Origin of the sequence: Mesorhizobium sanjuanii, assembly GCF_002529485.1 — a bacterium.
Lineage (GTDB): Bacteria > Pseudomonadota > Alphaproteobacteria > Rhizobiales > Rhizobiaceae > Mesorhizobium > Mesorhizobium sanjuanii.
On record NZ_NWQG01000107.1, the window covers coordinates 22212 to 45032 of the forward strand.

21 protein-coding genes and 2 pseudogenes are annotated in these 22821 nt (G+C 63.3%); 11 read left to right on the forward strand and 12 right to left on the reverse strand.

Annotated features, from left to right (window positions below):
* The first annotated feature begins 95 nt into the window (after positions 1-95).
* Complete coding sequence (gene tssH, locus CN311_RS17415; protein WP_097574986.1) at positions 96-2861, forward strand: type VI secretion system ATPase TssH; 2766 nt, start codon at positions 96-98, stop codon at positions 2859-2861.
* 72 nt (positions 2862-2933) lie between these two features.
* Here the strand turns inward: tssH and CN311_RS17420 are convergent, their stop codons facing one another.
* The 5 genes and pseudogenes from CN311_RS17420 to CN311_RS33875 all read right to left on the reverse strand — a co-directional run.
* On the reverse strand, positions 2934-3395 hold the full coding sequence (locus tag CN311_RS17420) for a MaoC/PaaZ C-terminal domain-containing protein (protein ID WP_165779736.1): 462 nt from the start codon (positions 3393-3395) through the stop codon (positions 2934-2936).
* On the reverse strand, positions 3392-4468 hold the full coding sequence (locus tag CN311_RS17425) for a Gfo/Idh/MocA family protein (protein WP_097574988.1): 1077 nt from the start codon (positions 4466-4468) through the stop codon (positions 3392-3394). The genes CN311_RS17420 and CN311_RS17425 overlap by 4 nt, the downstream gene beginning before the upstream one ends.
* A complete protein-coding gene (locus CN311_RS17430) occupies positions 4461-4790 on the reverse strand; it encodes an L-rhamnose mutarotase (protein ID WP_097574989.1) in 330 nt (109 codons plus the stop codon). The genes CN311_RS17425 and CN311_RS17430 overlap by 8 nt, the downstream gene beginning before the upstream one ends.
* A 10-nt stretch (positions 4791-4800) precedes the next feature.
* Positions 4801-4987: pseudogene (locus tag CN311_RS17435) on the reverse strand (mandelate racemase/muconate lactonizing enzyme family protein); the annotation flags it as partial.
* Positions 4988-5038: 51 nt separating this feature from the next.
* A pseudogene (locus CN311_RS33875) lies at positions 5039-5266 on the reverse strand (sugar ABC transporter ATP-binding protein); the annotation flags it as partial.
* 134 nt (positions 5267-5400) lie between these two features.
* On the opposite strand from CN311_RS33875, the gene CN311_RS17445 reads away from it, so the two are divergent.
* Together CN311_RS17445 and CN311_RS17450 are read left to right on the forward strand one after the other, a co-directional pair.
* Positions 5401-6186, forward strand: a complete 786-nt coding sequence (locus CN311_RS17445; protein WP_097574990.1) for an IclR family transcriptional regulator — start codon at positions 5401-5403, stop codon at positions 6184-6186.
* A gap of 63 nt (positions 6187-6249) precedes the next feature.
* Positions 6250-7089, forward strand: coding sequence for an amidohydrolase family protein (locus CN311_RS17450; protein WP_097574991.1), 840 nt, complete (start codon positions 6250-6252; stop codon positions 7087-7089).
* A gap of 19 nt (positions 7090-7108) precedes the next feature.
* On the opposite strand, the gene CN311_RS32625 is transcribed toward CN311_RS17450, so the two are convergent.
* The 4 genes from CN311_RS32625 to CN311_RS17465 are packed head-to-tail and all read right to left on the reverse strand — an operon-like array spanning position 7109 to position 10053.
* Positions 7109-7267, reverse strand: a complete 159-nt coding sequence (locus CN311_RS32625) for a hypothetical protein (protein ID WP_208866521.1) — start codon at positions 7265-7267, stop codon at positions 7109-7111.
* Positions 7268-7304: 37 nt separating this feature from the next.
* Positions 7305-8465, reverse strand: a complete 1161-nt coding sequence (locus tag CN311_RS17455) for an extracellular solute-binding protein (protein WP_097574992.1) — start codon at positions 8463-8465, stop codon at positions 7305-7307.
* A complete protein-coding gene (locus tag CN311_RS17460) occupies positions 8462-9622 on the reverse strand; it encodes a CaiB/BaiF CoA transferase family protein (RefSeq protein WP_097574993.1) in 1161 nt (386 codons plus the stop codon). The genes CN311_RS17455 and CN311_RS17460 overlap by 4 nt, the downstream gene beginning before the upstream one ends.
* Before the next feature lie 2 nt (positions 9623-9624).
* Positions 9625-10053, reverse strand: coding sequence for a hotdog family protein (locus CN311_RS17465; RefSeq protein WP_097574994.1), 429 nt, complete (start codon positions 10051-10053; stop codon positions 9625-9627).
* 310 nt (positions 10054-10363) lie between these two features.
* Here CN311_RS17465 and CN311_RS33460 point away from each other — a divergent pair, with 310 nt between their 5' ends.
* A complete protein-coding gene (locus CN311_RS33460; protein ID WP_245440858.1) occupies positions 10364-10630 on the forward strand; it encodes a beta-propeller fold lactonase family protein in 267 nt (88 codons plus the stop codon).
* A gap of 6 nt (positions 10631-10636) precedes the next feature.
* On the opposite strand, the gene CN311_RS17475 is transcribed toward CN311_RS33460, so the two are convergent.
* Positions 10637-11914 carry an MgtC/SapB family protein gene (locus CN311_RS17475; RefSeq protein WP_097574995.1) on the reverse strand — a complete coding sequence of 426 codons (1278 nt, stop codon included), beginning with the start codon at positions 11912-11914 and terminating at the stop codon, positions 10637-10639.
* Positions 11915-12081: 167 nt separating this feature from the next.
* On the reverse strand, positions 12082-12762 hold the full coding sequence (locus tag CN311_RS17485; protein ID WP_097574996.1) for a GntR family transcriptional regulator: 681 nt from the start codon (positions 12760-12762) through the stop codon (positions 12082-12084).
* Positions 12763-13104: 342 nt separating this feature from the next.
* Here CN311_RS17485 and CN311_RS17490 point away from each other — a divergent pair, with 342 nt between their 5' ends.
* The 7 genes from CN311_RS17490 (at position 13105) to CN311_RS17520 (ending at position 21639) form a co-directional block, all read left to right on the forward strand.
* A complete protein-coding gene (locus CN311_RS17490) occupies positions 13105-14232 on the forward strand; it encodes a sugar ABC transporter substrate-binding protein (RefSeq protein WP_097574997.1) in 1128 nt (375 codons plus the stop codon).
* A gap of 144 nt (positions 14233-14376) precedes the next feature.
* On the forward strand, positions 14377-15909 hold the full coding sequence (locus CN311_RS17495) for a sugar ABC transporter ATP-binding protein (protein ID WP_097575016.1): 1533 nt from the start codon (positions 14377-14379) through the stop codon (positions 15907-15909).
* Positions 15906-17987 carry an ABC transporter permease subunit gene (locus CN311_RS17500; protein WP_097574998.1) on the forward strand — a complete coding sequence of 694 codons (2082 nt, stop codon included), beginning with the start codon at positions 15906-15908 and terminating at the stop codon, positions 17985-17987. Before CN311_RS17495 ends, CN311_RS17500 begins: the two co-directional genes overlap by 4 nt.
* 13 nt (positions 17988-18000) lie before the next feature.
* Complete coding sequence (locus CN311_RS17505) at positions 18001-18807, forward strand: SDR family oxidoreductase (protein ID WP_097575017.1); 807 nt, start codon at positions 18001-18003, stop codon at positions 18805-18807.
* Between the two features lie 11 nt (positions 18808-18818).
* Positions 18819-19766, forward strand: coding sequence for a 3-hydroxyacyl-CoA dehydrogenase (locus CN311_RS17510; RefSeq protein WP_097574999.1), 948 nt, complete (start codon positions 18819-18821; stop codon positions 19764-19766).
* A complete protein-coding gene (kce, locus tag CN311_RS17515; protein WP_097575000.1) occupies positions 19763-20725 on the forward strand; it encodes a 3,5-dioxohexanoate:acetyl-CoA acetone transferase in 963 nt (320 codons plus the stop codon). Before CN311_RS17510 ends, kce begins: the two co-directional genes overlap by 4 nt.
* 35 nt (positions 20726-20760) lie before the next feature.
* Positions 20761-21639, forward strand: coding sequence for an SMP-30/gluconolactonase/LRE family protein (locus CN311_RS17520; protein WP_097575001.1), 879 nt, complete (start codon positions 20761-20763; stop codon positions 21637-21639).
* A 33-nt stretch (positions 21640-21672) separates the two neighbouring features.
* Here CN311_RS17520 and CN311_RS17525 read toward each other — a convergent pair whose 3' ends face one another.
* The gene (locus tag CN311_RS17525) at positions 21673-22578 is read right to left on the reverse strand and encodes a LysR family transcriptional regulator (protein ID WP_097575002.1); all 906 of its coding nucleotides are present in this window, start codon (positions 22576-22578) and stop codon (positions 21673-21675) included.
* Positions 22579-22821: the final 243 nt, after the last annotated feature.

The following is a 22821-nucleotide window of genomic DNA, read 5'->3' on the forward strand; positions in this document are numbered from 1 at the left end:
CCGGGCCGGCGGCCGAGCGCTTATCCATCATGCGCTTTGTCAAGTCGCCACTAATGTGGCAGGTTGTTGGCTGGCAGATTTCAGGAGCAGGTTCAATGGAACAGCGCCGGTCATCGCAGAGTTTCAAGCGCAAGGAACTGGTCGGCAAGCTCAATCCTGTCTGTCTGCGGGCCTTCAAGGCTGCGGCCGACGCCGCCAAGCTGCGCGGCAATCCTTACGTCGAACTCGTCCACTTCATCGAGCAACTGGTGCTTTCCGACCGCTCGGATGTGCAAATGATACTTGCCGATGCGGGAGTGGATGCGAGCCGGCTAACGGCCGATATGACCCGCGCCGTCGACAAATTGCCCTACGGCGCCACCTCGATCGAGGAATTCTCCGACCATATCTTCCACGCCATCCAGGAAGGCTGGAACCTGGCGGGGCTGGAATTCAGCGTCGAGGAGGTCCGCAGCGGCCATATCATCCTTGCTTGCCTGAAGACGCCGGTGCTGGAAGGCTTGCTGTCGAAGATCAGCGGCGAATTCGACAAGATCGACGCCGACGGGGTTATCGCGCGGTTCGCCGACGTGGTGGAGGGGTCGCTCGAAGCTGGCGCACCCGCCGCAGCGCCTGCCGCCGAGACGCCCAGGCGGGCGCCGGGCGGGGACTCGGCGCTGGCGAAATATGCCACCGACCTGACCCAGCGTGCCCGCGACGGCAAGATCGACCCGGTCGTCGGCCGCGATCCGGAGATCAGGCAGATTGTCGACATCCTGATGCGACGCCGGCAAAACAACCCGATCCTGACCGGCGAGGCCGGCGTCGGCAAGACGGCCGTCGTCGAGGGCTTTGCCCTGCGCATTGCCGAGGGCGACGTGCCGCCCACGCTGCAAGGCGTCAGCGTGCGCATGCTCGACGTCGGACTGATGCAGGCGGGTGCAAGCGTAAAGGGTGAATTCGAAAAACGGCTGAAGGCCGTCATCGATGAGGTTCAATCGTCCGAAACCCCGGTCATCCTCTTCATCGACGAAGCCCACACCTTGATTGGCGCGGGCGGCGCGGCTGGAACGGGCGATGCGGCCAACCTGCTGAAGCCGGCGCTGGCGCGCGGCGAACTTCGCACCATCGCGGCAACGACCTGGGCCGAATACAAGCAGCACATCGAGAAAGACCCGGCGCTGACGCGCCGCTTCCAGGTGGTCAAGATCGACGAGCCGTCCGAGGCGGTGGCCGTTCTCATGCTGCGCGGTGTGGCCGGCGTCCTGGAGCAACACCACAAGGTGCAGATACTCGATGAGGCGATCGAGGCGGCGGTCGGCCTGTCGCATCGCTACATCCCGGCGCGGCAATTGCCGGACAAGGCGGTGAGCCTTCTCGACACCGCCTGCGCCCGTGTCGCCATTTCGCAGCATGCCACCCCTGCCGAGGTCGAGGATATTCTGCGCCGTCGCCAGGCACTGGATGTCGAGCGCGGCATCATCGGCCGCGAGGCCGCGATCGGCATCGAGGTGACCGATCGGCAGGCCCGGGTCGAAGCGGGACTTGCCGAAACCGAAGGTACCCTTGCCGCCGCGCAAGCACGTTGGGAGCGGGAAAAGGCGCTGGTTGCCGACATACTCGAACTGCGCGCAAGGCTGCGCGGCGAGGGAGTGCCGCTCGATGAAGTGGCGACGGAGGAGGTGGCCACCGCAACAGCAGGCCCGGATGCAACCGAGACCGAAGTGTCTGAGAGCGAAACGCCTGCGACCGAGGTGAAGGCAACAGCGAGCACCGATCCTCCCCCGACCGATCCGGCCGCTGATCTCGCACGGCTGCGCGAACTGATGGCTGAACTTTCCGAGGCGCAGGGCGAGACGCCGCTGATCCTGCCGTCGGTCGACCGCAATGCGGTGGCGGCCGTGGTTCAGGACTGGACTGGCATCCCCACTGGCAGGATGCTGTCGAGCCAGACCGAAAAGGCGCTGCGGCTGGCCACCACCTTGTCCGAACGCGTGGTCGGTCAGGATCATGCCATGGAGATGATCGCCAGGCGCGTCCAGACCAGCCGGGCGGGGCTGGGCGCTCCGGAAAAGCCGGTAGGCGTGTTCCTGCTCTGCGGGCCCTCGGGCGTGGGCAAGACCGAAACTGCGCTGGCCTTGGCCGAAACGCTCTATGGCGGCGAACAGAACCTCATCTCGATCAATATGTCCGAGTTCCAGGAGGCGCATACGGTCTCTACCCTGAAGGGCGCGCCACCCGGCTATGTCGGCTACGGCAAGGGCGGGATCCTGACCGAGGCGGTCCGCCGCAAGCCCTATTCGGTGATCCTGCTCGACGAGGTCGAGAAGGCGCATCCGGACGTGCATGAAATCTTCTTCCAGGTTTTCGACAAGGGGATGATGGACGACAGCGAGGGCCGCCGGATCGATTTCAAGAATACGCTGATCCTGCTCACTTCCAATGTCGGCTCCGAGGTCATCATGGACCGGACGAGGGACGGCACCGTGCGCGCCGGGCTCGACGATCTCGACACCGCCCTGCGCAGCCCGCTGCTGAAGGTGTTCCCGGCGGCCTTCCTCGGCCGCGTCGTCACCATTCCTTACTACCCGCTTTCGGACACGATGATCGAAGCGATCACCCGCCATCAGTTCGCCAAGATCGCTCGTCGGTTGCGGGAAACCAACGATGCCGAACTGGTGATCGGTGACGGTGTCATGGATCTCGTCAAGGCCCGCTGCACCGAGATCGAATCCGGAGGGCGAATGATTGACGCTATTTTGACAAACACGCTTCTGCCGGAATTGAGCCGGGGGGTGCTGAACCGGTCGCTCGAGGGTGAAAAGATGACGAAGGTGACGGTTGGAGCCTCCGAAGGAGGTTTCACCTATTCTTTCGAATAGCTCAGGACCAATTCTGACGAAGACGGGAGCGGCGGCTGATCAATTCCCGACGGAAGCGTGCATGGGGCGCATTCAAGCCTGCTGCGACCTGTCGCGGCGTTCGACGATGTAGATATGGTCGGCCGCCAGGACGACGTCGCCATGCTGGTTGATCACCTCGCAACGCTCGATTACCCGTCCTGAGCCTGGCCGCTTGGGATCGTCTTCCTTGGCGGCAATGGTGGTGCGCGTGCGGATCGTGTCGCCGATGAACACCGGCTTGATGAAGCGCAGCCGGTCGTAGCCATAGGAAAAGGCGACCGGGTTGACGACGCTTGCCGTCAGCCCGACGCCGACCGAGAACACCAGCGTGCCGTGGGCGATGCGCTGGCCGAACGGCGTCGTCTTCATGAACTCGGCGTCCATGTGGTGCGGGAAGAAATCGCCGGTGTGGCCGGCATGGACGACGAAGTCCGTCTCCGTGATGGTGCGGCCGCTGGTGAGGCGCGACGAACCGATCTCGTAGTCTTCGAAGTACTGGATCTGTTCCATCAGGGTCTTTCCGCGATCGGCGTCGCCGGCGTTGCGCTCGACTGATAGGCCGCCTCGACCAGCGCCATCGTGCTCCAGGCATCCTCGACCGGGCTGATCAGCGTCGCGTCCTCGCCGGCCGCAAAACGCTGGACATTGGCCATACGGCCGACGAAGGCATCGGGGAACCACTCGCCGGCCAATGGCACGGCGACCCAGTCCGTCCCGCCTTTCGGATGGATCTCCAGCACATCCGGCTCGCCGCGTGGATAATCGAGATTGAGGCCGAGCTTGAGATAGGCAGCGCCCTCGGTGCCGCAGATGCGGAACTCGCAGGCCTGGTGCCGGCGGCCGAACTTGTGGTCGTGGTTGATCGACAGCGCGCAACGCACAGTGTCGCCATAATCGAGAATGGCGCTGGTGCGCGTCTGCGCCACCGCATGGTTGGGATGGCCAAGCGTCTTGGCGTGCACGCCTCTGGGGTCGCCGAGCAATTGCCGGATCAGGTCGAGGTAGTGAATCGAATGCATGGCGATCTCGACGCGCGGCGCCTTGAGCAGGAACTCCCAGAGCTCCCATGGTGTCGCCAGCGCCAGCCAGGCGTCGAAGTCGACGATCTCGCCGAGCCAGCCCTTGGCGATGGCATCCTTGAGCGCCAGCATCATCGGCGCGAAGCGCAACTGGAAGTTCACGGCCGCCTTGAGCCTCCTGGCGCGGCAGATTTCGAGGATTTCTGTTGCCTCGCCGAGGCAGTTGCCCAGCGGCTTCTGGATCAATGCGACCGCGCCATTGGGTAGAGCCTTCAGGATCTCGGCGTGCCGCCCGGGCGGCGTGGCGAGGTCGAAGATCGCATCCTCGACGGCGGCCGCTTCTTCAATCGAGCGGAACATGGTCACGTCCCATTTCTCGGCCAGGGTGTGCGCCTTGGCCTGGTCCGGATCGTAGAGGCCGGCGACCGGGAAGCCGGCTTTCCTATAGGCCGGGAAATGCGCGTCGCCGACGATCGATCCCGCGCCGAAGGTGACGATCGGACGGGGCGCCGAGGGTTTGTGCCAGGCCTGGACGAGCGAGGCAGGGTCGAAACCGCCTTCAGTCATGATGGAAGACCTCGTCCATCGCTGCCCACCATTCGCCTTCCTTGCGGGTCGCGAATGGCTCCTGGCAAGGCATGCAGACGGCCCACCATTCCTGGGTTTTCGGGTCGGCCGCCATTTTGGCCATGTCGGCCGCATAGTCGGTGCCATGGTATTCGAAATAGGAAAACAGCAGGTTCTCCGGCCGCTTCAGGTAGATCGAGTAGTTCTTAATGTTGCAGGCCGAAATCATGGTCAGCACATCAGGCCAGACGGCGGCGTGAAGACGGACATACTCCTCGACCTTTTCCGGCTTCAGCCCCAGCACCATCCCCATCCGCTGCATGCCCGTCTCCCTATCTGCTGATCGCCGTGGTGAATTTCGGCGATGCTCATGGCCTTCACCGCATCCCAGTCCCAGTCGACGCCGATGCCCGGTTCGTCGGGCGCCAGCGCCTGGCCATCCTCGATGCGCATATGCTTGCCGGTCAACTGGTCGAGTTGCGGAATGTACTCGACATATCTGCCGTTCTGAACAGCGCAGGTATAAGGTCCACCATCCGCAGTTCGACCTTCTCGATTCTAGCCATGCCTTCAGCTCCGAAATGTCTTTCCGGTCTCGGCGGCAAACAGATGCGGCTGCGACATGTCGAGGCTCATGGCGACCCGCTCGCCCGGCTTCAGCGGTCTGGGGTTCAGCATACGCGAACCCCAATCGCTGCTGTTGAATTCGACGAACACCAGCGTCTCGTTGCCGAGCGGTTCGGTGACTGTGATCGGCAGTTCGATCTGACGGACACCGGCAGCGCTGCCGGCGGTGACCGGAACTCATCAAACTACAAGAAACGTCACATTCATATACAAACAAAACATTCACGGGAACGTCAAGGCGAAATTTGTTTCTGCCGGCCACGTCCTGCGTATATGAAGAATAGAATTCACTGGAGGGATAGGCCATGGATGACAGCGAAGACGAGCGCTATCGCGCCCCGGCATTGGACAAGGGGCTCGACATCCTGGAATTGCTGGCCGGCGTGGACGGCGGTCTCACCCAGGCTGAAATCGCCAAGAAACTCGATCGCAGCCCCAATGAATTCTACCGCATGCTCGACCGGCTGGTGCGTCGCGGCTATGTCACCAGGCTGGACGGCGATCGTTATTCGTTGACGCTGAAGCTGTTCGGGCTGGCGCAACTGCATGCCCCGGTGCGGCGACTGGTTTCCTACGCCACGCCGGTGATGCGCGAACTAGCCGAAACTTCGCAGCAGGCAAACCAACTTGTTGTTTTTGATCGCGGTTCTGCTGTTGTCATCGCTCAGCAGGAGGCCCCGAACTATTGGGGCATCTCGATCCGGGTCGGCTCCCATATCAGCCTGTTCGACACTGGTTCGGGACATGTTCTGCTGGCCTTCCGGTCACAGGAAGAACGGCAGATGATGATCTCCGAGCACGTCCGCAGCACCGACAAGGCAGCGCAGCCGGCCGAGTTCTTTGCCCGGCTCGACCAGGTTCGCGACCGCGGCTACGAGATGATGGCCTCGATGCAGACGGCCGGCGTCTACAACCTTTCGACACCGGTGCTGGGACCGGATGGCCGCGCCATCGCGGCCCTCACCATTCCTTATATCGCCCTCGTCAATGCGGCGGCCGCGCCTGACATCACACTCACGATCCAGTTGCTGCAGGGCGCAGCGACTCGGTTGTCGCGATTGGCCGGTTCGGACGTACCTCAATCGTCGTAATTTCCTATTTGAATAATGAATTTTTCAGCGAGATAGTGTTGCGAGCCTAAAGGATACGCCATCATGATCATCGACACTCATCTGCATCTCATAGACCGCTCGGTGCTGCGCTATCCCTGGCTCGCAGGTGTGCCGGCCCTCAACCGCGATTTTTCCTACGAGGAATACGCCGTGGAGGCTCGCCGTGTCGGCGTCGAGCAGGCGCTGCACATGGAAGTGGACGTCGATCCGGCCGACATCGAGGCTGAAACCGGTCGTGTCGAAGGGCTGTCGCGACAGCCCGGCAGCGTGCTGGTCGGGGCGATCGCCTCCTGCCGGCCGGAGGAGGAGGATTTTCGATCCTATCTCGCACGCCAGGAGGAAAATCCCTTCGTCAAGGGTTTCCGCCGTGTCCTCCATGTCGTGCCCGACGAGCTATCGGAAGGCGCGCTGTTCCGCGACAACATCAAGCGGCTCGGCGGCACCGGCCTGACCTTCGATCTCGTCGTGCTGCCGCATCAGATACCGAAGGCGATCGCGCTTGCCGACCTAGCGCCCGATGTGCAGTTCGTCCTCGACCATTGCGGTGTTCCCGACATCAAGGGCAATGCCGAGCATCCATGGCGTGAGCATATGAGCGAGATCGCGCGACGCCCGAATGTCATGGCCAAGATTTCCGGCGTCGTCGCCTATGCCGATCCCGGCAGCTGGACGGCCGAGATATTGCGGCCCTATGTCGAACATACAATCGGTGAATTCGGCTGGGACCGCGTCGTCTGGGGCAGCGATTGGCCTGTCTGTACGCTTGGCGGCGGCCTGTCGACCTGGGTGGCGGCGACCCACGCGCTGCTTTCGGGCTGCAGCATTGCGGAGCGCGACAGGCTCTTGTCCGCCAATGCCCGCAAGCTCTGGCGGCTCGCCTAGCCGGCTTGGTTGTGCAGCGTCAGATCGTTGCCGATACGTGCCGTTCGCGGCCGTAGAGTGAGACCAGCAGCACGATGATGAAGGCAAGCGCGGCCTGAACCGCGCCTTGCACGTCATGCGCCAGGGCAGTCGCTGCAATCGAGGTAAGGGCGGTTGCGGCCAACAGGCCGCGGATCATTCCTGTCATCTCCTCCAGTTGGTTTCGCTCAGGCTCCTCAACCGGCAGCGCCGGACACCTGCGCCGGGACACTGTCCCGAAACAGGCGATTGAGATCGGCAACGACCCGGGCGGCTTGGCGGCTGGAGGTGATGCCGGAAATGATGCAATCGGATGCCGCCTGCTGGAACGCCATGTAGCCGTCATGGCGCGGCCGCACCCATGCGCCTTCCAGCGTCGCGCGCGTATCCCTGTAGAAACTGCCGGTCGCGGCATTGACGCTCTGGTCCGCCCACGCTGCCGCATGGCCCGGCTGGCCGCCCGAGGCGGCATAGGCGCCGCGCTGGACATCGCCGCTGGCAACCCAATAGGCGAAATCGATCGCGGCATCTTTCGCCTGGGAAAAGGCCGAGACCGCTATGCCCGTGCCGCCGAGCGCCGAACCGATCGGGCCGTTGGAGCCGATGACTGGAATGTCGGCAAAGGCCAGCCGGTTGGCGCGGAAACCAGTCATTGCATAGGAGACGTAACCATAGATCAGTGGCGCGCAGACGATCCTGGAACCGGCTTCCGCCATGCGTTCCGAAACGGCGATCGGATCCATGTCGAAGCAGGCGGGATCGACCAGCGCGGCGATCTCGCGCATCGTCTCGAAGACCTTACCGCCGGCCCCGCTCTCGATGAGATCAACTGATGGATCGGTCGCGCAGGGATGACCGAGATTGCCGGCAAGCGTGAAGAACACCATCAGGCAATGCGGCGGGCGCAGCGGCAGCAGCACGCGGCCTTGCCTGGCGAGATCGAGCACCTCGCTCCAGCGCGCAAGCGGGGCATCAAGCGCGTCCGGCCGCCAGGCCTGGACTTGGCTTGCCGCATCGATCGGAAATGCCCATTGCCGCCCCTGCCAGTTGTAGCTCCGATAGGATTGGCCGACGCTGCCTGAGGCCAAGGCCGCAAGCTCCGCCTCGCGGCCGGCGATATCCAGCGGCTCGAGGCAGCGTTCCGCCGTGATCTGGCCGACATGCGGGTGGTCGATGACGATCAAATCATAGGCCCGCGCCAGTTCCTTGACCGGGAAGGATTCGAAATCCTGCAGCGAGCGCTTGTCCCATTCGACGGCCACGCCGGTTTTCTGGTGCCAGAGAGAAGAGCAGGCGACCATGGGGTCGTAGCCGCGCGGATGGCTCCAGGTCATGCCTTTGAGCGTGTGCGTGCTCACAGGCCGAACTCCTCGCGGATTTTCGCGCTGTGCTCGCCGATGCGGGGTGCTGCCCGATCGACCTTGGCTCTGATACCATCGACCCTGAGCGGCGAACTGGTGGTGAGGATCGAGACGTCGTCCTCACGCGTCACGGTTTGCAGCATGTCGAGCGACTGGAACCCCTCGCTTGCCAGCATTTCCGGCCAGGTCAGCACCTTGGCGCACCAGATGTCGGCCGGCTCCAGAATGGCCAGCCATTCGTCGATCGTCTTGGTGGCGATCCTTTGCGCGACGATCGCCTTGATGTCGTCGCGCGCGGTGAACCACGATGCCGGTTTGTCGCGATAGGGCGCTAATTCCCCAAGCGACAGCAGATCGGCCAGCTTGGGGATCGGTGTCATGGCAACGGCGAGGTAGCCGTCCTTGGCGGGGTACACGCCATAGGGCGCCGACAGATAGGCATGCGCGCTGCGGAAGCTGGAGCGCCTGGGCAGGCGGCGGCCGTCATTGAGGTGCGTGGTCAGCACCTCGAACTCGAAGTCGATCAGCGCTTCCAGCAGGCTGGTTTCGATATGGCTGCCCTGGCCGGTGATACCGCGCCGCACCAGCGCCGCCAGTATGCCTTGCGCGCAGGCAGCGCCCGCCAGCATGTCGCCGATGGCGAGACCGAACGGCACCGGCCCCTGGTCCTCGTCGCCGTTCAGCCACATCACACCGGAGCGCGCCTGCGCCAGCAGATCCTGGCCGGGCCGCTTGACCCATGGGCCTTCCTCGCCATAGCCGCTGATCGAGGCATAGACCAGGCGCGGGTTGACCTCGCGCACGGCACCATAGTCCAAGCCGAGCCGCTCGATGACGCCCGGCCGGAAATTCTGGATCAGCACGTCGGCCTTGGCCAGAAGCCCGCGCAGCGCCTTGAGATCGGCCTCGTTCTTGAGGTCGATGGCGAGGCTTTCCTTGGCCCGGTTGATGGCATGGAAGATCGTGGAGTCGCCACCGATCTCGGTGTCGCTGAGGTAGAGCCGGCGCGACAGGTCGCCACCATCCGGCCGCTCGATCTTGATGACGCGGGCGCCAAGGTCGAGCAGCCTAAGCGAGCAATAGGGCCCGGACAGGAATTGGCTCATGTCGACGACGGTGAGACCGGCAAGCGGCAATTCGGCTGCTGCCTGCATTGCTATTTCTCCGTCTTGCCGATGAAATCAGCAGGGTTGCGGTACTTCACCGTCTGCAGATGCTCGCAATAGAGAACCAGTTCGCCTTCGCCCTTGAACACTTCATAGCTGGCGCGGATCAGCCCCAGCTCGACCAGGCCCGGCCCGACCGAGAAGACAAAGGCGCCGGCGATCAGCCGCTTGCCGAAAATGCCTTCGCTCTCGGCAAACATCTGGCCCTGCACATAAGGGTGGATATCGAGCACCAGCGTGTTGAAGAGGTGGCTGTCGCTTTCGGCCATCGTGCGGTGCAGCGAGCGGATTTTCTGCCCTACCGGCCAGTCCTCATAAAACCAGTTCTCGGTGTTCCATACTGGCAGGGCGGTGTGATCCCTGGGCATGTTGGCCGGATGTGTCGAGGCCGCGCCGCCAGTTGGCGCAAGATCGTTCATGACCGGCTCCGCCAGCCCCGGGCGCGGAACCGCACGATCGCTTGAACATGCAGCAAAGCGTCGAAAAGCACGTCTCCTTCCGTCAATCTTCTTTTGTAAATAGTATTTTCACATATGGGGTTGCGTTGCAAGCGTGAAGAGGCGGAACGCTGGAAACGCGAAAACTGGCCAATGACATCGACAATCCAACATTTCTGTCGGTGACTCCTGACGGCGCGCACATCGATGCCAACTCGGAAGTCTTCGCCTGGCGGGAAGGAACGGTCTGTGCTGGTGGCGAATTACGGCATGGGCGAGGGTGGACCGGGCAGTGGCGGTCGATGGTTTCGAGAAGAACGGCGCGCTGTCGGCGCCGCTGGCCAGCGTATCGCATAAAGGCACCGGCCCGAACGCGACTCGGCAGGAGCGCTCTCATGCCCACAGCGTGACGGAAACCATTGGCGGTGGAACAGCTGTTGTCGGGGACGCCGACAGCGGCACGCCGACCGACACCGGACGTGCTATCGAGATCGGCGAGACGTTCCTGCGGATTGATGGTGCGACCTGGATCGGTATTGATGAGGCGACCGGTAAGTGAATGACCTCAAGGGAGAGCCAAGCTCCGGGACAGCTCGATATTTGGCAGCAGCATGGCGCAGTAGCCGGCGGCTATGGCAGCCACGGTTGCGCCGGCCAGCGGCAACCAGAATTTGACTGGGCCAGCAAACACCGCCAGCGATAGCCGGCCGATCGCATTTGCCGCCAGTGCGGCGAGCACTGCCTGGGCTACGGTCTCGACAGCAACCGAATGCTTGACGAGGCGCAGCGCGCTGAGCACCGAGACATCCACATCGAACGTGCCGGCAAGCGCCGAGCTCGCCAGGAGGCCGCGTCCACCGAATTGAGCCGCCAGCGCCGCGCTCGCGGTCGCGACAACTGCAAAAAGCAGGGCGAAGAGCAGCAATGGACCCAATTCGAATGGATTGCGCGTAAGCGCGCCACCTTTTTGATCCCCGCCGACGCGCGCCAGCAGAAATGCGCCGCAGGCCGCGAAGACGAACGCTGCGGCAATCGCGGGAATGCCGGCCGGGACGAATACGCTTGGCTCGATGATCAAAACCACCACGCAAACACGCAACAGCGAGACCATCGCTGCCAGCGAAGCCGCCCCTGCCAGCGGCAAGGGATTGCTTGCCGACGTCGCGTCGCGGGCAAGTGCCATGGTCACGGCTGTGGAGGAGACGATGGCACCGATGGTCGAACTGACGAGCAGGCCGCGCGTGGTTCCAAGAACGCGAACGGCGACATAGCCGGCGAAGGAAATCGACGCCATCAGCACCGTCAGGAGCCAGACCTCCCAGGGATTGAACCCGCCCCAAGGGTCCATCGTCCGGTTTGGCAGCACGGGTAGAACGATCGCCGTCATCACCGCCAGGATCAGGGCCGAACGAAGCTCGATCCAGGTCAGTCGCTTCAGAAGGCCGTGCAGGATCTCGCGACTCGCGAGGACCGCCGCGAGGGCTGCTCCTCCGGCAGAAGCGGCTCGATAGTCGCCGGCGACCGAAAGTGCGCCGAGTGCGAACACGGCAAGACCCGCGATCACGCTCGTAACACTGAAATCCTCGTCATGCTTCGCCTCGCGCGCCTTGTACCAGGCGAAGATCGCGGCAAAGGCGATAAATCCCCCAACCAGCACGGATACCGCGCCGAGCGCATTGGCCAGCGCTGCAAGAATGCCGCCGAGCAGGCCGGATATGCCGAACGTGCGAATGCCAGCCGTGCGGCTGCGATCGGGCGCGTCCCGCTCCCGCCACCCACGCTCCAGCCCGACGAGCAGGCCAATTGCCAGGGCGAGTCCGAGCCGGGTTATGAGCGAATCCATTATGTGCTGCTTTCAAGCCGCGGCCATCCCGGCAATCTCAGGGCGTAAGCAATCTATTCCAGTGCTTGCCGGCTGGACAACTGTTCGATGCGGATCCGGAAGAATACATGCGGCATGCTGTCGGCAACGGGAGGCATGACCGGCTTCAGGTGCCAGGGTCCAAATCCTTATCCCAGCAAACCGACCAGAACGTCGAAGGCCGCGTCGATGTCGGCACGGACTGCGGCCCGAACCGCCTCCGCATTCCGGTCGCGCAACGCCGCGAACATCTCCTGATGGTGCTCGTTGGCGGTCGAATAGTTCCCGGAATCGTGCAGCATGTTGAAATAGGGGCTGATCTGCAGCCACAGATTCTCGATGATGTTGAGCATGTTCTCGGAACCGGCCGCCCGATAGATCGAGAAATGAAAGGCGTAATTGGCCCTGAGGTAGGATTTGACGTCGCCGGCGGCATTGGCCTGTTCGAGCGCATCGAGATGTTGGCGCAGCAGCGCTATGCCGCGGTCGTCCATGCGTTCCGCTGCCCACGCGGCGGCGATCGCTTCTATCTCGTAGCGGACATTCCTGAGGTCGATCAGACGCGCGCGGCTGAGCGCCGGAATGCCGATCGATCGGCCCGAAACCACCATCAGCGCATTGGCGGCGGTCAGCCGCCGCAACGCCTCCCTGACCGGCATCGGGCTGACGCCAAAAGCGTCGGCTAGGCTCTGAACCGTCACCATCTCGCCCGGCACGATGCTGCCGTCGAGGATCAGTTCGGTGACATGGCGGTAGACCCTGTCCTGCAGGGTTTCCCTGGACAGGGGAGTGATCTCGACCCCCGGCTTCCTGAATGCCGATCCAGCCATCTCCCGTCAACCTTCCCGCCTAATGCATGTCGCGCAAAAGCATGCCCTCGGGCTTGAACCGAGGGTGCGCAGCGGTTTTGCGATAACGACATGCATAAAACAACCTGAAGAGCGTCGCATGAGGCCGGACAAACGCGGCGCGCTTTAGGGCGACGCCACCGCTTGTCTCCGGAATGCAAGGTTCGGATTGCCGCGTCAAGCCGCCTCGAGCACCGGTTTTGATAGCAAGCGATTTCATCATTGATCTTTGATCAAATAATGATACGGTCGATGACATCGAATGACAAGGGTTACGTTTCGTGCCCTTGGGAGGCATTCGGTCGTTCGGATTGGGAGGAATAAATGGGTATCGGATTGAAAGTCCGGCGGCTCACGCTGCTGGCCGGCATGGCTGCATGCGCTTTTGGCCTGTCCGCCGCGCAGGCGGCTGAAAAGCACAAGATATTTCTCAGCATGAGCTACATCGGCAACGATTGGCAGGCGGAGGCGGCCAACATGGTCAAGGCCATGGCCGCTCACAAAAGCCTGGCCGACAAGGTCGATCTGCAGGTCCAGGTCGCCGGACCCAACGCGCAGCGCCAGATCCAGCAGATCAACGCAATGGTGCAAAGCGGCGCCAAAGCGATCGTCGTGTACCCGATCTCGCCGACCGCGCTCAATCAGGTCGTGAAAAATGCCTGCGACAAGGGTGTGAAGGTCTTTGCCTACGATGCCGAGATCACCGAGCCTTGCGCCTACAACGTCCACATTGATCAGTTGGAAGCGGGCAGGGTGACCGCCGAATGGCTCGCAAAAAAGCTCAATGGCAAGGGCAACATCATCGCCATCACCGGTGTTCCCGGAACATCCGTTGACGATCAACGGACAAAGGCCGCCAAGGAAGTCTTCGCCAAATATCCCGACATCAAGATCGTCGGCGAGGCTGTCGGCATGTGGAGCCAGGCGGTTGCCCGCACCGAGCTTTCGAAGATCCTGGCCACCCGCAACTGGGACGACATCAACGGTTTGTGGATGCAGGTCGGCTGCTTCACCGCCAATTCGATGCAGCTCGAGGCCGGCAAGAAGACCAGTGAACTGCTGCCCTGCGCCGGCGAAGGCTCCAATGGCGGCCGCATCCAGATGCTGCCGGAGGGGACCGAGGTCGAAGGTGCGGCTTCCCCCTATGCGGCGCTCGGTGCGCAACGCATTTCCTACGCCTCGCCACCTTATTCCGGGGCGCTCGCCTTGAAGCTGGCCGTCGAAGCGATTGAAGGCAAGGATGTGGCGAAGACCACGATCCTGCCGCTGCCGGTGGTCACCAGTGAGACGATCAAGCTGTGCGACGAAGGCACCTGGGCGGAAATGAAGGCTGGCTGCAACGCCTTCAAGCCGTCGCTGGTCTCCAACCCCGGCTGGTTCGCCTCGATCTTCTCGGACCAGACACCCGAGATCGGCCTCGCCGCTGCTCTCGTGGGACAGCCGGAAGAATAGTGCATGTCGCCCAAAAGTGTGCAGCGGTTTTGGGGCAACGACATGCACAAAACAGAGACGTAAAGCCTCCCAGGCGATCGTGACGATGCACGGACATTGCTTCCGTGCATCGTCGATCTGGGCAACGGCTGGCGATCGAGGACAATGACAGAATCTCCCGAGCTTCCCGCCGTCGAGATCGATGGCATCAGCAAGGCTTTCGGCCCGACCGTCGCGCTCGACCGCGTCTCGTTTCGGATTGCATCCGGCAGCGTCCATGCGCTGCTGGGTGAAAATGGCGCCGGCAAGTCGACGCTGGTGAAACTCCTGTCGGGACTGGTGCGGCCGAGCGAAGGGCATGTCCGTGTCTTCGGCAAGGAGATCGGTTACGGAGCGCCGCGCGCAGCACACGCGCTGGGCGTGCAGACGGCGTTCCAGGAGATGACCCTGGTGCGCGATCTCACCGTCCTCGACAACATGCTGCTGCCCTATGCCCCGGTCGGCGTCTCCGGCCTGATCCGTCGCGCCGCCGCGCGCAAGGCGGTCCGCCGCCACATCGACGATCTCGGCTTTTCCGTCGATCTCGATGCCGAGGTCGGCGAACTCGAGCTTTCGGTGCGCCAGAAGATCGAGATCGCGCGCGCCGTCTATCGCAAGCCGCGCATCCTGCTGCTCGACGAGCCGACCTCGACGCTCGCCGGCCGCGACGTCGACTGGCTCGGCGACATCATCGCCAGGTTGAAAGCGCAAGGCACGACCATCGTCTTCATCACCCATCGCATGCGCGAGGTCCGCGCCTTCTGCGAGACGTTGACGATTCTCAGGAACGGCCGCCATATCGTCACCGCCCCGGTCGCCGATGTCTCTGATGCCGACGTGATCGAAAAGATCATCGGCCGCAGCATCGAGCAGACCTTTCCGCCCAAGCCCGACGGCGCCCAGGCTTTCGGGCCGCCGGTTCTGGGCGTGCGCGACCTGAAGGTCGGGCGCAAGCTCGACGGCGTCGGCTTCGACCTGCGCAAGGGCGAGATCCTCGGCGTCGCCGGACTGCAAGGCATGGGCCAGCAGGACCTGTTCCTGGCCTGCTTCGGTATGGCCGAAATCACCCGCGGCGACATCCTGGTCGACGGCCGCAAAGTATGGCTTGGTTCGCCCGCGGATGCGTTGCGGCCCAACATGGCGATCGGCCTGGTGCCCGAGGATCGCAAGTCCGAAGGCCTGTTCCTGAAATTGTCGGGCAGTGAGAACGCCACGCTGCCCGTGGTGTCGCGCTTCACACGTCTCGGCCTCGTCGACGCGCAGGCCGAGACGCGCTCAGTCGAGGAGGCCTTCGCCACTGTCGAAGTCGACCGTCGCGCGCTGTGGACGCGGGCGGGCGCGTTTTCCGGCGGCAATCAGCAGAAGATCGCCATTGCCAAATGGCTGGTGGCGCAGAGCCGCATCCTGCTTCTGTTCGATCCCACCCGTGGCATCGATGTCGGCACCAAGCACGAACTCTATGTGATGATGCGAAACTACGTGGCCGCCGGCGGCTCGATCCTGCTGCACTCGACCGAGATTCCCGAACTGGTCCATCAATGCGACCGGATCCTGGTTCTTTATGACGGGCGCGTCGCGGCCGAGCTCGAAGGTGACGCCATCACCGAACCGGCCATCATGCGCCCGGCGCTCGGGCATGCCGGGGAAATCGCCGCATGAGCAGCGCAGCCCTTTCATCCCCCGTCTCCGGCGGCGTCGGGCTGCGCCGCGCGCTGGTGCGAAATCGTGGCGCGCTGATCGCCGCGGCCGTCCTTGCGATCCTGCTTTTCATCGTCGACTGGGTCAGCGCTGGGCCGCTCACCTATTTCGACGTGTCGTTCCTGTCGAGCGGTGGCGCGACCTCGGCGCTCGCCGCGATCGGCCAGACCATCGTGATCCTGTCGGGCGGCTTCGACCTGTCCGCGGGTGCTGTGATATCGCTGGTCAATGTCGTGCTGGCATCGAGCATGGACCCGATGGCGCCTGGCGCCAGCATCCTCCTGTGGACTGCCGTCGGCATCGGCGTCGGCATGGCGGTGGGCGCCTTCAACGGCTTCTTCATCGCGGTGCTGCGTATGCAGCCCATCGTGGTGACCCTGTCCACCATGTTCATCCTGCAAGGCGTGACGCTGCTGGTGATGGACAAACCCGGCGGCTTCGTGTCGCCCGATCTCGGCACCTTCTACCTCGGTGACGCGATCGCCGGCTGGCTGCCAATGCCGCTGGTGGTGATTGGGATAGTGCTCCTCGCCTGGTTCTGGCTGAAGGGGACCCGCTTCGGTACCGCGCTCTATGCGGTCGGCAGCGACGCGGATTCGGCAGCGGCGGTCGGCATCAACGTCGTGCTCGTGCGCTTTGCCGTCTATGTGATCGCCGGCGGCTGCTACGGTCTTGCCGGCGTGTTCATCAGCGCCCAGACCGGCAGCGGCGATCCGTTGGTCGGTAATCCGCTGCTGCTGTCGATGTTCGCGGCGGTCGTCGTCGGTGGCACGCGTCTCGGCGGCGGGCAGGGTGGTCCGGTGGGCACGGTCTTCGGCGCCTATATCCTGATGATCGTGGTGAACATCCTGCTGGTGCTCAACGTATCGGCCTACTATTCCACCATCGCCGAAGGCACCATACTTGTGCTGGCGGCTCTTGCCGGCTCGATCTCGCACGCTTCGGTGCTTGCGTTGCAGCTGCGTGCCGCGCGCGCCAGGTTTGCCGCCTGGCGCTCCGGCATATTGCCCTCGCAGCTCGAGCACGCGGATCGGCGTCTCAGGATCGCCCGGCCATCGCCTGACCAACGCAGCGAGATATCGCCGCGCCCCGCTTTCCATCTGCGCAATGCCGAGACGCTGCGCTATGCGCTGCCCGCCTATGTCTGCCTCATCATCATCGTGGTCGTCACGCAGATATGGCTCGGCCGCACCATCCTCAATCCGGGTTACTGGAACTCGCTGCTCGTGCTGTCGTCCTTCCTTGCCGTCCTGGCGCTCGGGCAGGGTACCGTCATCCTGACCGGAGGCCTCGACCTCTCCGTGCCGTGGACGATCGGCATTTCCGGCATCATCCTGGCCGGCATGGTCAACGGCTCGGATGCGGCGCTCGTCTACGCCTTGCCGACCGTGCTCCTGATGGCTTGCGCCATTGGCTTCGCCAACGGCTTTGGCATCGTCTATCTCGGCATCTCGCCGATCGTCATGACGCTCGCCACCAACGGCATTCTGCAAGGCTGCGCGCTGCTCTATTCGCAGGGAACACCGGCAGGGTTCTCCTCGCCGATGTTGCGCTGGTTCATGACGGCCAGGCTTGGTCTGGTGACGCCGGTCGTCCTGCTGATGATCGTCTTCGTCATGGCGGCGGTGCTGCTGCTTGGGCGCACGCCGTTCGGGCGCCGGGTCTACGGTATCGGCAACGGCCTGCGCGCGGCGCGATTGTCGGGGATCGGCGTCGAGCGCACGCTGATCCTGGTCTACATGCTTTCGGCCGTCTGCGCCGCGATCGTCGGCATCATGCTGACCGGCTTTTCGGGCCAGGCGAGCCTTGGCATGGGCGATGACTATCTCTTGCCGTCGATCGCCGTGGTGGTGGTCGGTGGCGCGCTGATCACTGGCGGGCGCGGCCACTATCTCGGCATGCTCGGTGGCGTTTTGTTGCTGACAGCGTTGCAGATGCTGTTGGCCGGCACCACGCTTCCCTACGCCACAAGGGCAATTCTATACGGGCTGGTCGTTCTGGGCGCCGTCATGGCGCTGCGCGAACGGCGGCTGCAATGAGAAGGACAGGATGATGAGTGTAAAGGCGCCTGAAACGGCGGACGAATTTCTGGGTGGGCTGAAGGGGCAGCGCGTACTGGTGACGGCCGGCGCCGGCGGCATCGGCCTGGCCATCGCCGACACGCTGTCGCGGCTCGGCGCGCGCATCATGGTGTGCGACGTTTCGGACGAAGCGCTGGCCGCCGCACCCGGCAGGATCGCGCTGGTCGACGCGGTCAAGGCGGATGTCTCGCGCGAGGACGATGTCGACCGGCTGTTCGAGACGGTGCAGGAAAAGCTCGGCGGGCTCGACGCGCTGATCAACAATGCCGGTATCGCCGGGCCGACCGGCGGCGTCGACGAGATCGATCCGGCGGACTGGCGGCGCTGCATCGACATCTGCCTGACCGGCCAGTTCCTCTGCGCCCGGCGCGCCGTGCCGCTGATCAAGGCGGCGGGCGGCGGTTCGATCGTATCGATGTCGTCGGCGGCGGGCCGCCATGGCTACGCGTTCCGCACGCCCTATTCGGCGGCCAAGTTCGGCGTCATCGGCTTCACGCAGAGCCTCGCCAAGGAACTCGGGCCGCACGGCATCAGGGTCAACGCCATCCTGCCCGGCATCATCGAGGGCCCGCGCATCGAAGGCGTCATTGCGGCGCGCGCCAGGCAGGTCGGCATCAGCCATGAGGAGATGACGGGGCGCTATCTCCAGAACATCTCGCTGCGCCGCATGACCAGCCCCTACGACGTCGCCGCAATGGTCGCCTTCCTGCTCTCCGATGCCGGCGTCAACATTTCCGGCCAGTCGCTCGGCGTCGACGGCAATGTCGAAACACTCTGAGGAACCGATCGATGGCAAAGGTGGCGATTGTCGGCAGTGGCTTTATCGGGCGGGCGTGGGCGATCAGCTTCGCGCGCGCCGGCCACGATGTGCGCATGTGGGATCAGTCGCGGGCCGCGACAGGCGGCGCCCGCGACTATATCAGCGGTGTGCTGGATGACCTCGCATCGAACGACCTGCTGCGCGGGCAGACGGTCGACGCCGTGCTTGATCGTATCACCGTCGTCGCGGAACTGGAGGAGGCGCTGGCCGAGGCCGTTCATATCCAGGAGAACACGCCGGAAAACCTCGACGTCAAGCGTGAGGTGTTTTCTCTGATCGACGCGCTTGCCGGTCCGCAGGCGGTGATCGCCAGTTCCACCTCGGCGCTGCTGCCGTCGAAATTTACCGACCATCTCGAAGGGCGGCACCGCTGCCTCGTCGTGCATCCGATCAATCCGCCCTATCTCATCCCGGCGGCTGAGGTCGTACCGGCGCCATGGACCTCTACCGAGACGGTCGAACGGACCAGCGCCTTCCTCGTCGACGCCGGCCATGCGCCGCTGGTGATGCAGCGCGAGCTCGACGGCTTCATCATGAACCGCCTGCAGGGTGCGCTGCTGGAAGAGGCCTTCCGGCTTGTCGCCGACGGCTATGCCAGCGTCGAGGATGTCGATATCGGGATTCGCGACGGGCTGGCGCTGCGCTGGTCGTTCATGGGCCCGTTCGAGACGATCGATCTCAATGCGCCCGGCGGTGTGCGCGACTATGTCGAGCGCTACCAAACGATCTATTCGAACATCTTCCCGCAGATGCTGCGGCGCGTCGACTGGGCGGGCGAGGTGATGACGACGGTCGAGGCCGACCGCCGCAAACGCTTGCCAAAGGCGAGCCTTGGCGACCGGCAGGTGTGGCGCGACCGCCGGTTGATGGCGCTGGCGGCGCACAAGAAAAAATCGGATCGGGAGTTTGGAAAATGAGAGAGACAAGCCGCAAGCCCGGCGCTGTGCAGACCAGCGGCAAGGTCATCATCACCTGCGCGGTGACGGGGGCGATCCATACGCCGACCATGTCGCCCTATCTGCCGATCACGCCGGACCAGATCGCCTCCGAGGCAATTGCCGCGGCCGAGGCTGGCGCGGCGATCCTGCATCTGCATGCGCGCGACCCTGAGACCGGCAAGCCCGACCAGACGCCCGAGGCCTTCGCCCGCTTCCTGCCGCGCATCAAGCAAGGCACCAATGCCGCCATCAACATCACCACCGGCGGCAGCCCCTACATGAAGGTCGAGGAGCGCGTGCGGCCCGCCGCCCAGTTCAAGCCGGAAGTAGCCTCGCTCAACATGGGTTCGATCAATTTCGGGCTCTATCATCTCGCCGACAAATACGAGACCTTCAAGTTCGATTGGGAGAAGCCGCATCTGGAAGCGACGCGCGACCTCGTCTTCCGCAACTCCTTTAGGGATATCGAGTATATCCTGGCGACCTGCTACGACAACGGCACGCGCTTCGAGTTCGAGTGCTACGATATCGCCCATCTCTACAACCTCTCCCACTTCGCCGATCGCGGGCTGGTGAAGCCGCCATTCTTCGTGCAGTCGGTGTTCGGACTGCTCGGCGGCATCGGCACGCATCCCGAAGACGTTGCTCATATGAAGCGCACCGCCGACCGGCTGTTCGGCGATCAGTTCCGTTGGTCAGTGCTGGGCGCCGGCGCCAGCCAGCTTCGCATAGCCGCCCAGTCAGCGGCCCTTGGCGGCAATATCCGCGTCGGGCTAGAGGACAGCCTCTGGGCGGGCAAGGGCAAACTGGCGAAGTCGAACGCCGAACAGGTGCTGCTTGCCCGCAAGATCATCGAGGGGCTCGGCATGGAGGTGGCGACGCCCGACGAAGCGCGCGAGATCCTGTCGTTGAAAGGCGGCGACAAGGTCGCTTTCTAGCCAATCGCGGCGCGGGCCTAACAAAGGAGAACGACATGAAGATCGAAGTCGTGGTGGACGTGAAGACCACGCTGGGCGAGGGACCCCTGTGGGACGTCGAACAGCAGCGCCTCTACTGGATCGACAGTTTCGACGGGCGCGTGTTCCGCGCCACCGCCGACGGAAGTGAGATCCGGTCATGGGACGTGCCGATGAAGATCGGCTCGATGGCGCTGCGCAAGGATGGCAGCGGTGCGGTGGTCTCGCTTCAACGCGGCTTCCATCTGCTCGATTTCGCCACCGGGGATGTGACTTTGATCCACGATCCGGAGCCGGACAGACCGATGAACCGGCTCAACGACGGCAAGGTCGACCGGCGCGGCCGCTTCTTCGCCGGCTCCATGGATACGATGGAGGAGGGGCCGTCCGGCGGTCTCTACAGGCTCGATCCGGATTTTTCGGTCACCAGGATCGATTCCGGCATTATCTGCTCGAACGGCCCGTGCTGGAGCCCCGACGACCGCACCTTCTATTTCGCCGACACCTGGACTGGCGAGATCTGGGCCTACGACTACGACATCGCCACGGGTGCGGCGACCAACCGGCGCACCTTCACCCGTGTCGACACCAGCCGCGGCGGAGCAGCCGACGGATCGACGGTCGATGCGGAAGGTTTCCTCTGGAATGCGCTGGTCTATGACGGTCGCCTGGTGCGCTATGCGCCCGACGGCAGCATCGATCGCATCATCGACATGCCGGTGAAGAAAATCACCAGCGTCATGTTCGGCGGGCCGAAGCTGGACACCCTCTACGTCACCTCGATGGCCAAGCCGCCGCTGCCGCGCTTTCCCGGCGACGGCGTCCTGCGCGGCAGCCTTTTCGCGATCACCGGCCTTGGCGTGACCGGAACACCGGAACCGAGATTTGGCGGTTGATCTTTTGTCTCACCGAGGCTTTGGCAGCAAACGCTAGCGACTGTTCGGGATATAGAAGGTCTGCCTGAAATAAGACCGAAACGCCTCCATGGCTGGGGTGAACTGGGCGTTGCGGCGCCAGGCCAGGCCGACATCCATCGCCGGAATGGGGTCGCTGGGCACCAGGGTTTCGATGCGCTTGCCCTCCAGTGACCATGGCCGCAAGACCATGTCCGAGAGGATTGCCACACCTTGGCCGTTGGCGACCATCGAGCGCACTGCCTCGACGGACGATGTACGCAGCGTCACGGACGGCTGATAGGGCGTCTTGCTCCAGTATTTCAGTGAGGTGTGCGCCGCCTCGTCGACTGTCAGCATGATGTACGGTTCTTGCGAGATTTCCTTCAGGCCGACGGATTCCCGCTGCAGAAGATGATGCTTGGATGCGACCCATAGCCGTCGCCGCGAGCCCAGCAAAGTCTCGGTCGTCAGATCCGGATTGAGCACATTGGAAGTGAGCAGGACTGCAATGTCATAGCGGTTGGACAGAAGGCCCTCCTCGATCGCCTCGCGGTTGAGTTCGAAGAGCTGGATGTCGAGCTTCGGGAAATTGCGCTTCAGCTTCTCCAGATGATTGGGCAGGAAATAGCCGATCACCGTATAGGTGGCCGCCACGGTGAGGCTGCCTTCGAGATTGTTGGCCGGCACGTTCAGGCTGGTCGCTTCCTGCACCTTGTTGAGGATGTCGTAAGCGTGGAACAGGAATTGGCGCCCCGCCGCCGTCAGTTCCATGCCCTGGGGGGAGCGGACGAACAGGTCGGCGCCGATCACTCTCTCCAGTTCCTTGATCGCGGTGGTGATCGCAGACTGCGAAATTGCGAGGTCGACCGCCGCCTGCGAGATCTGGCCTTGCTCGGCGGTCGAGACGAAATAGCGGATTTGACGCAGGCTGATAGGCAAGGACGTGGCTTTCCGTTTATCTGATATCCGCAGGTTATATTTTCCGAAAATACGATACACGCATTTCTTTGAGCAGCGATTGCCTTTTTGCATCGCAGCCAACACGCGCGCTTCTGGCGGTATTCTGCGCTTTCCATTCCGGATGCATCCAAAACAGGTATCTGAAAATCAGAATATCAAATTCTGAGAATAGAATTTTTCAATGCCGTCTTCCCGCGCTAACGTTCAAAAAAACAAGAAGTC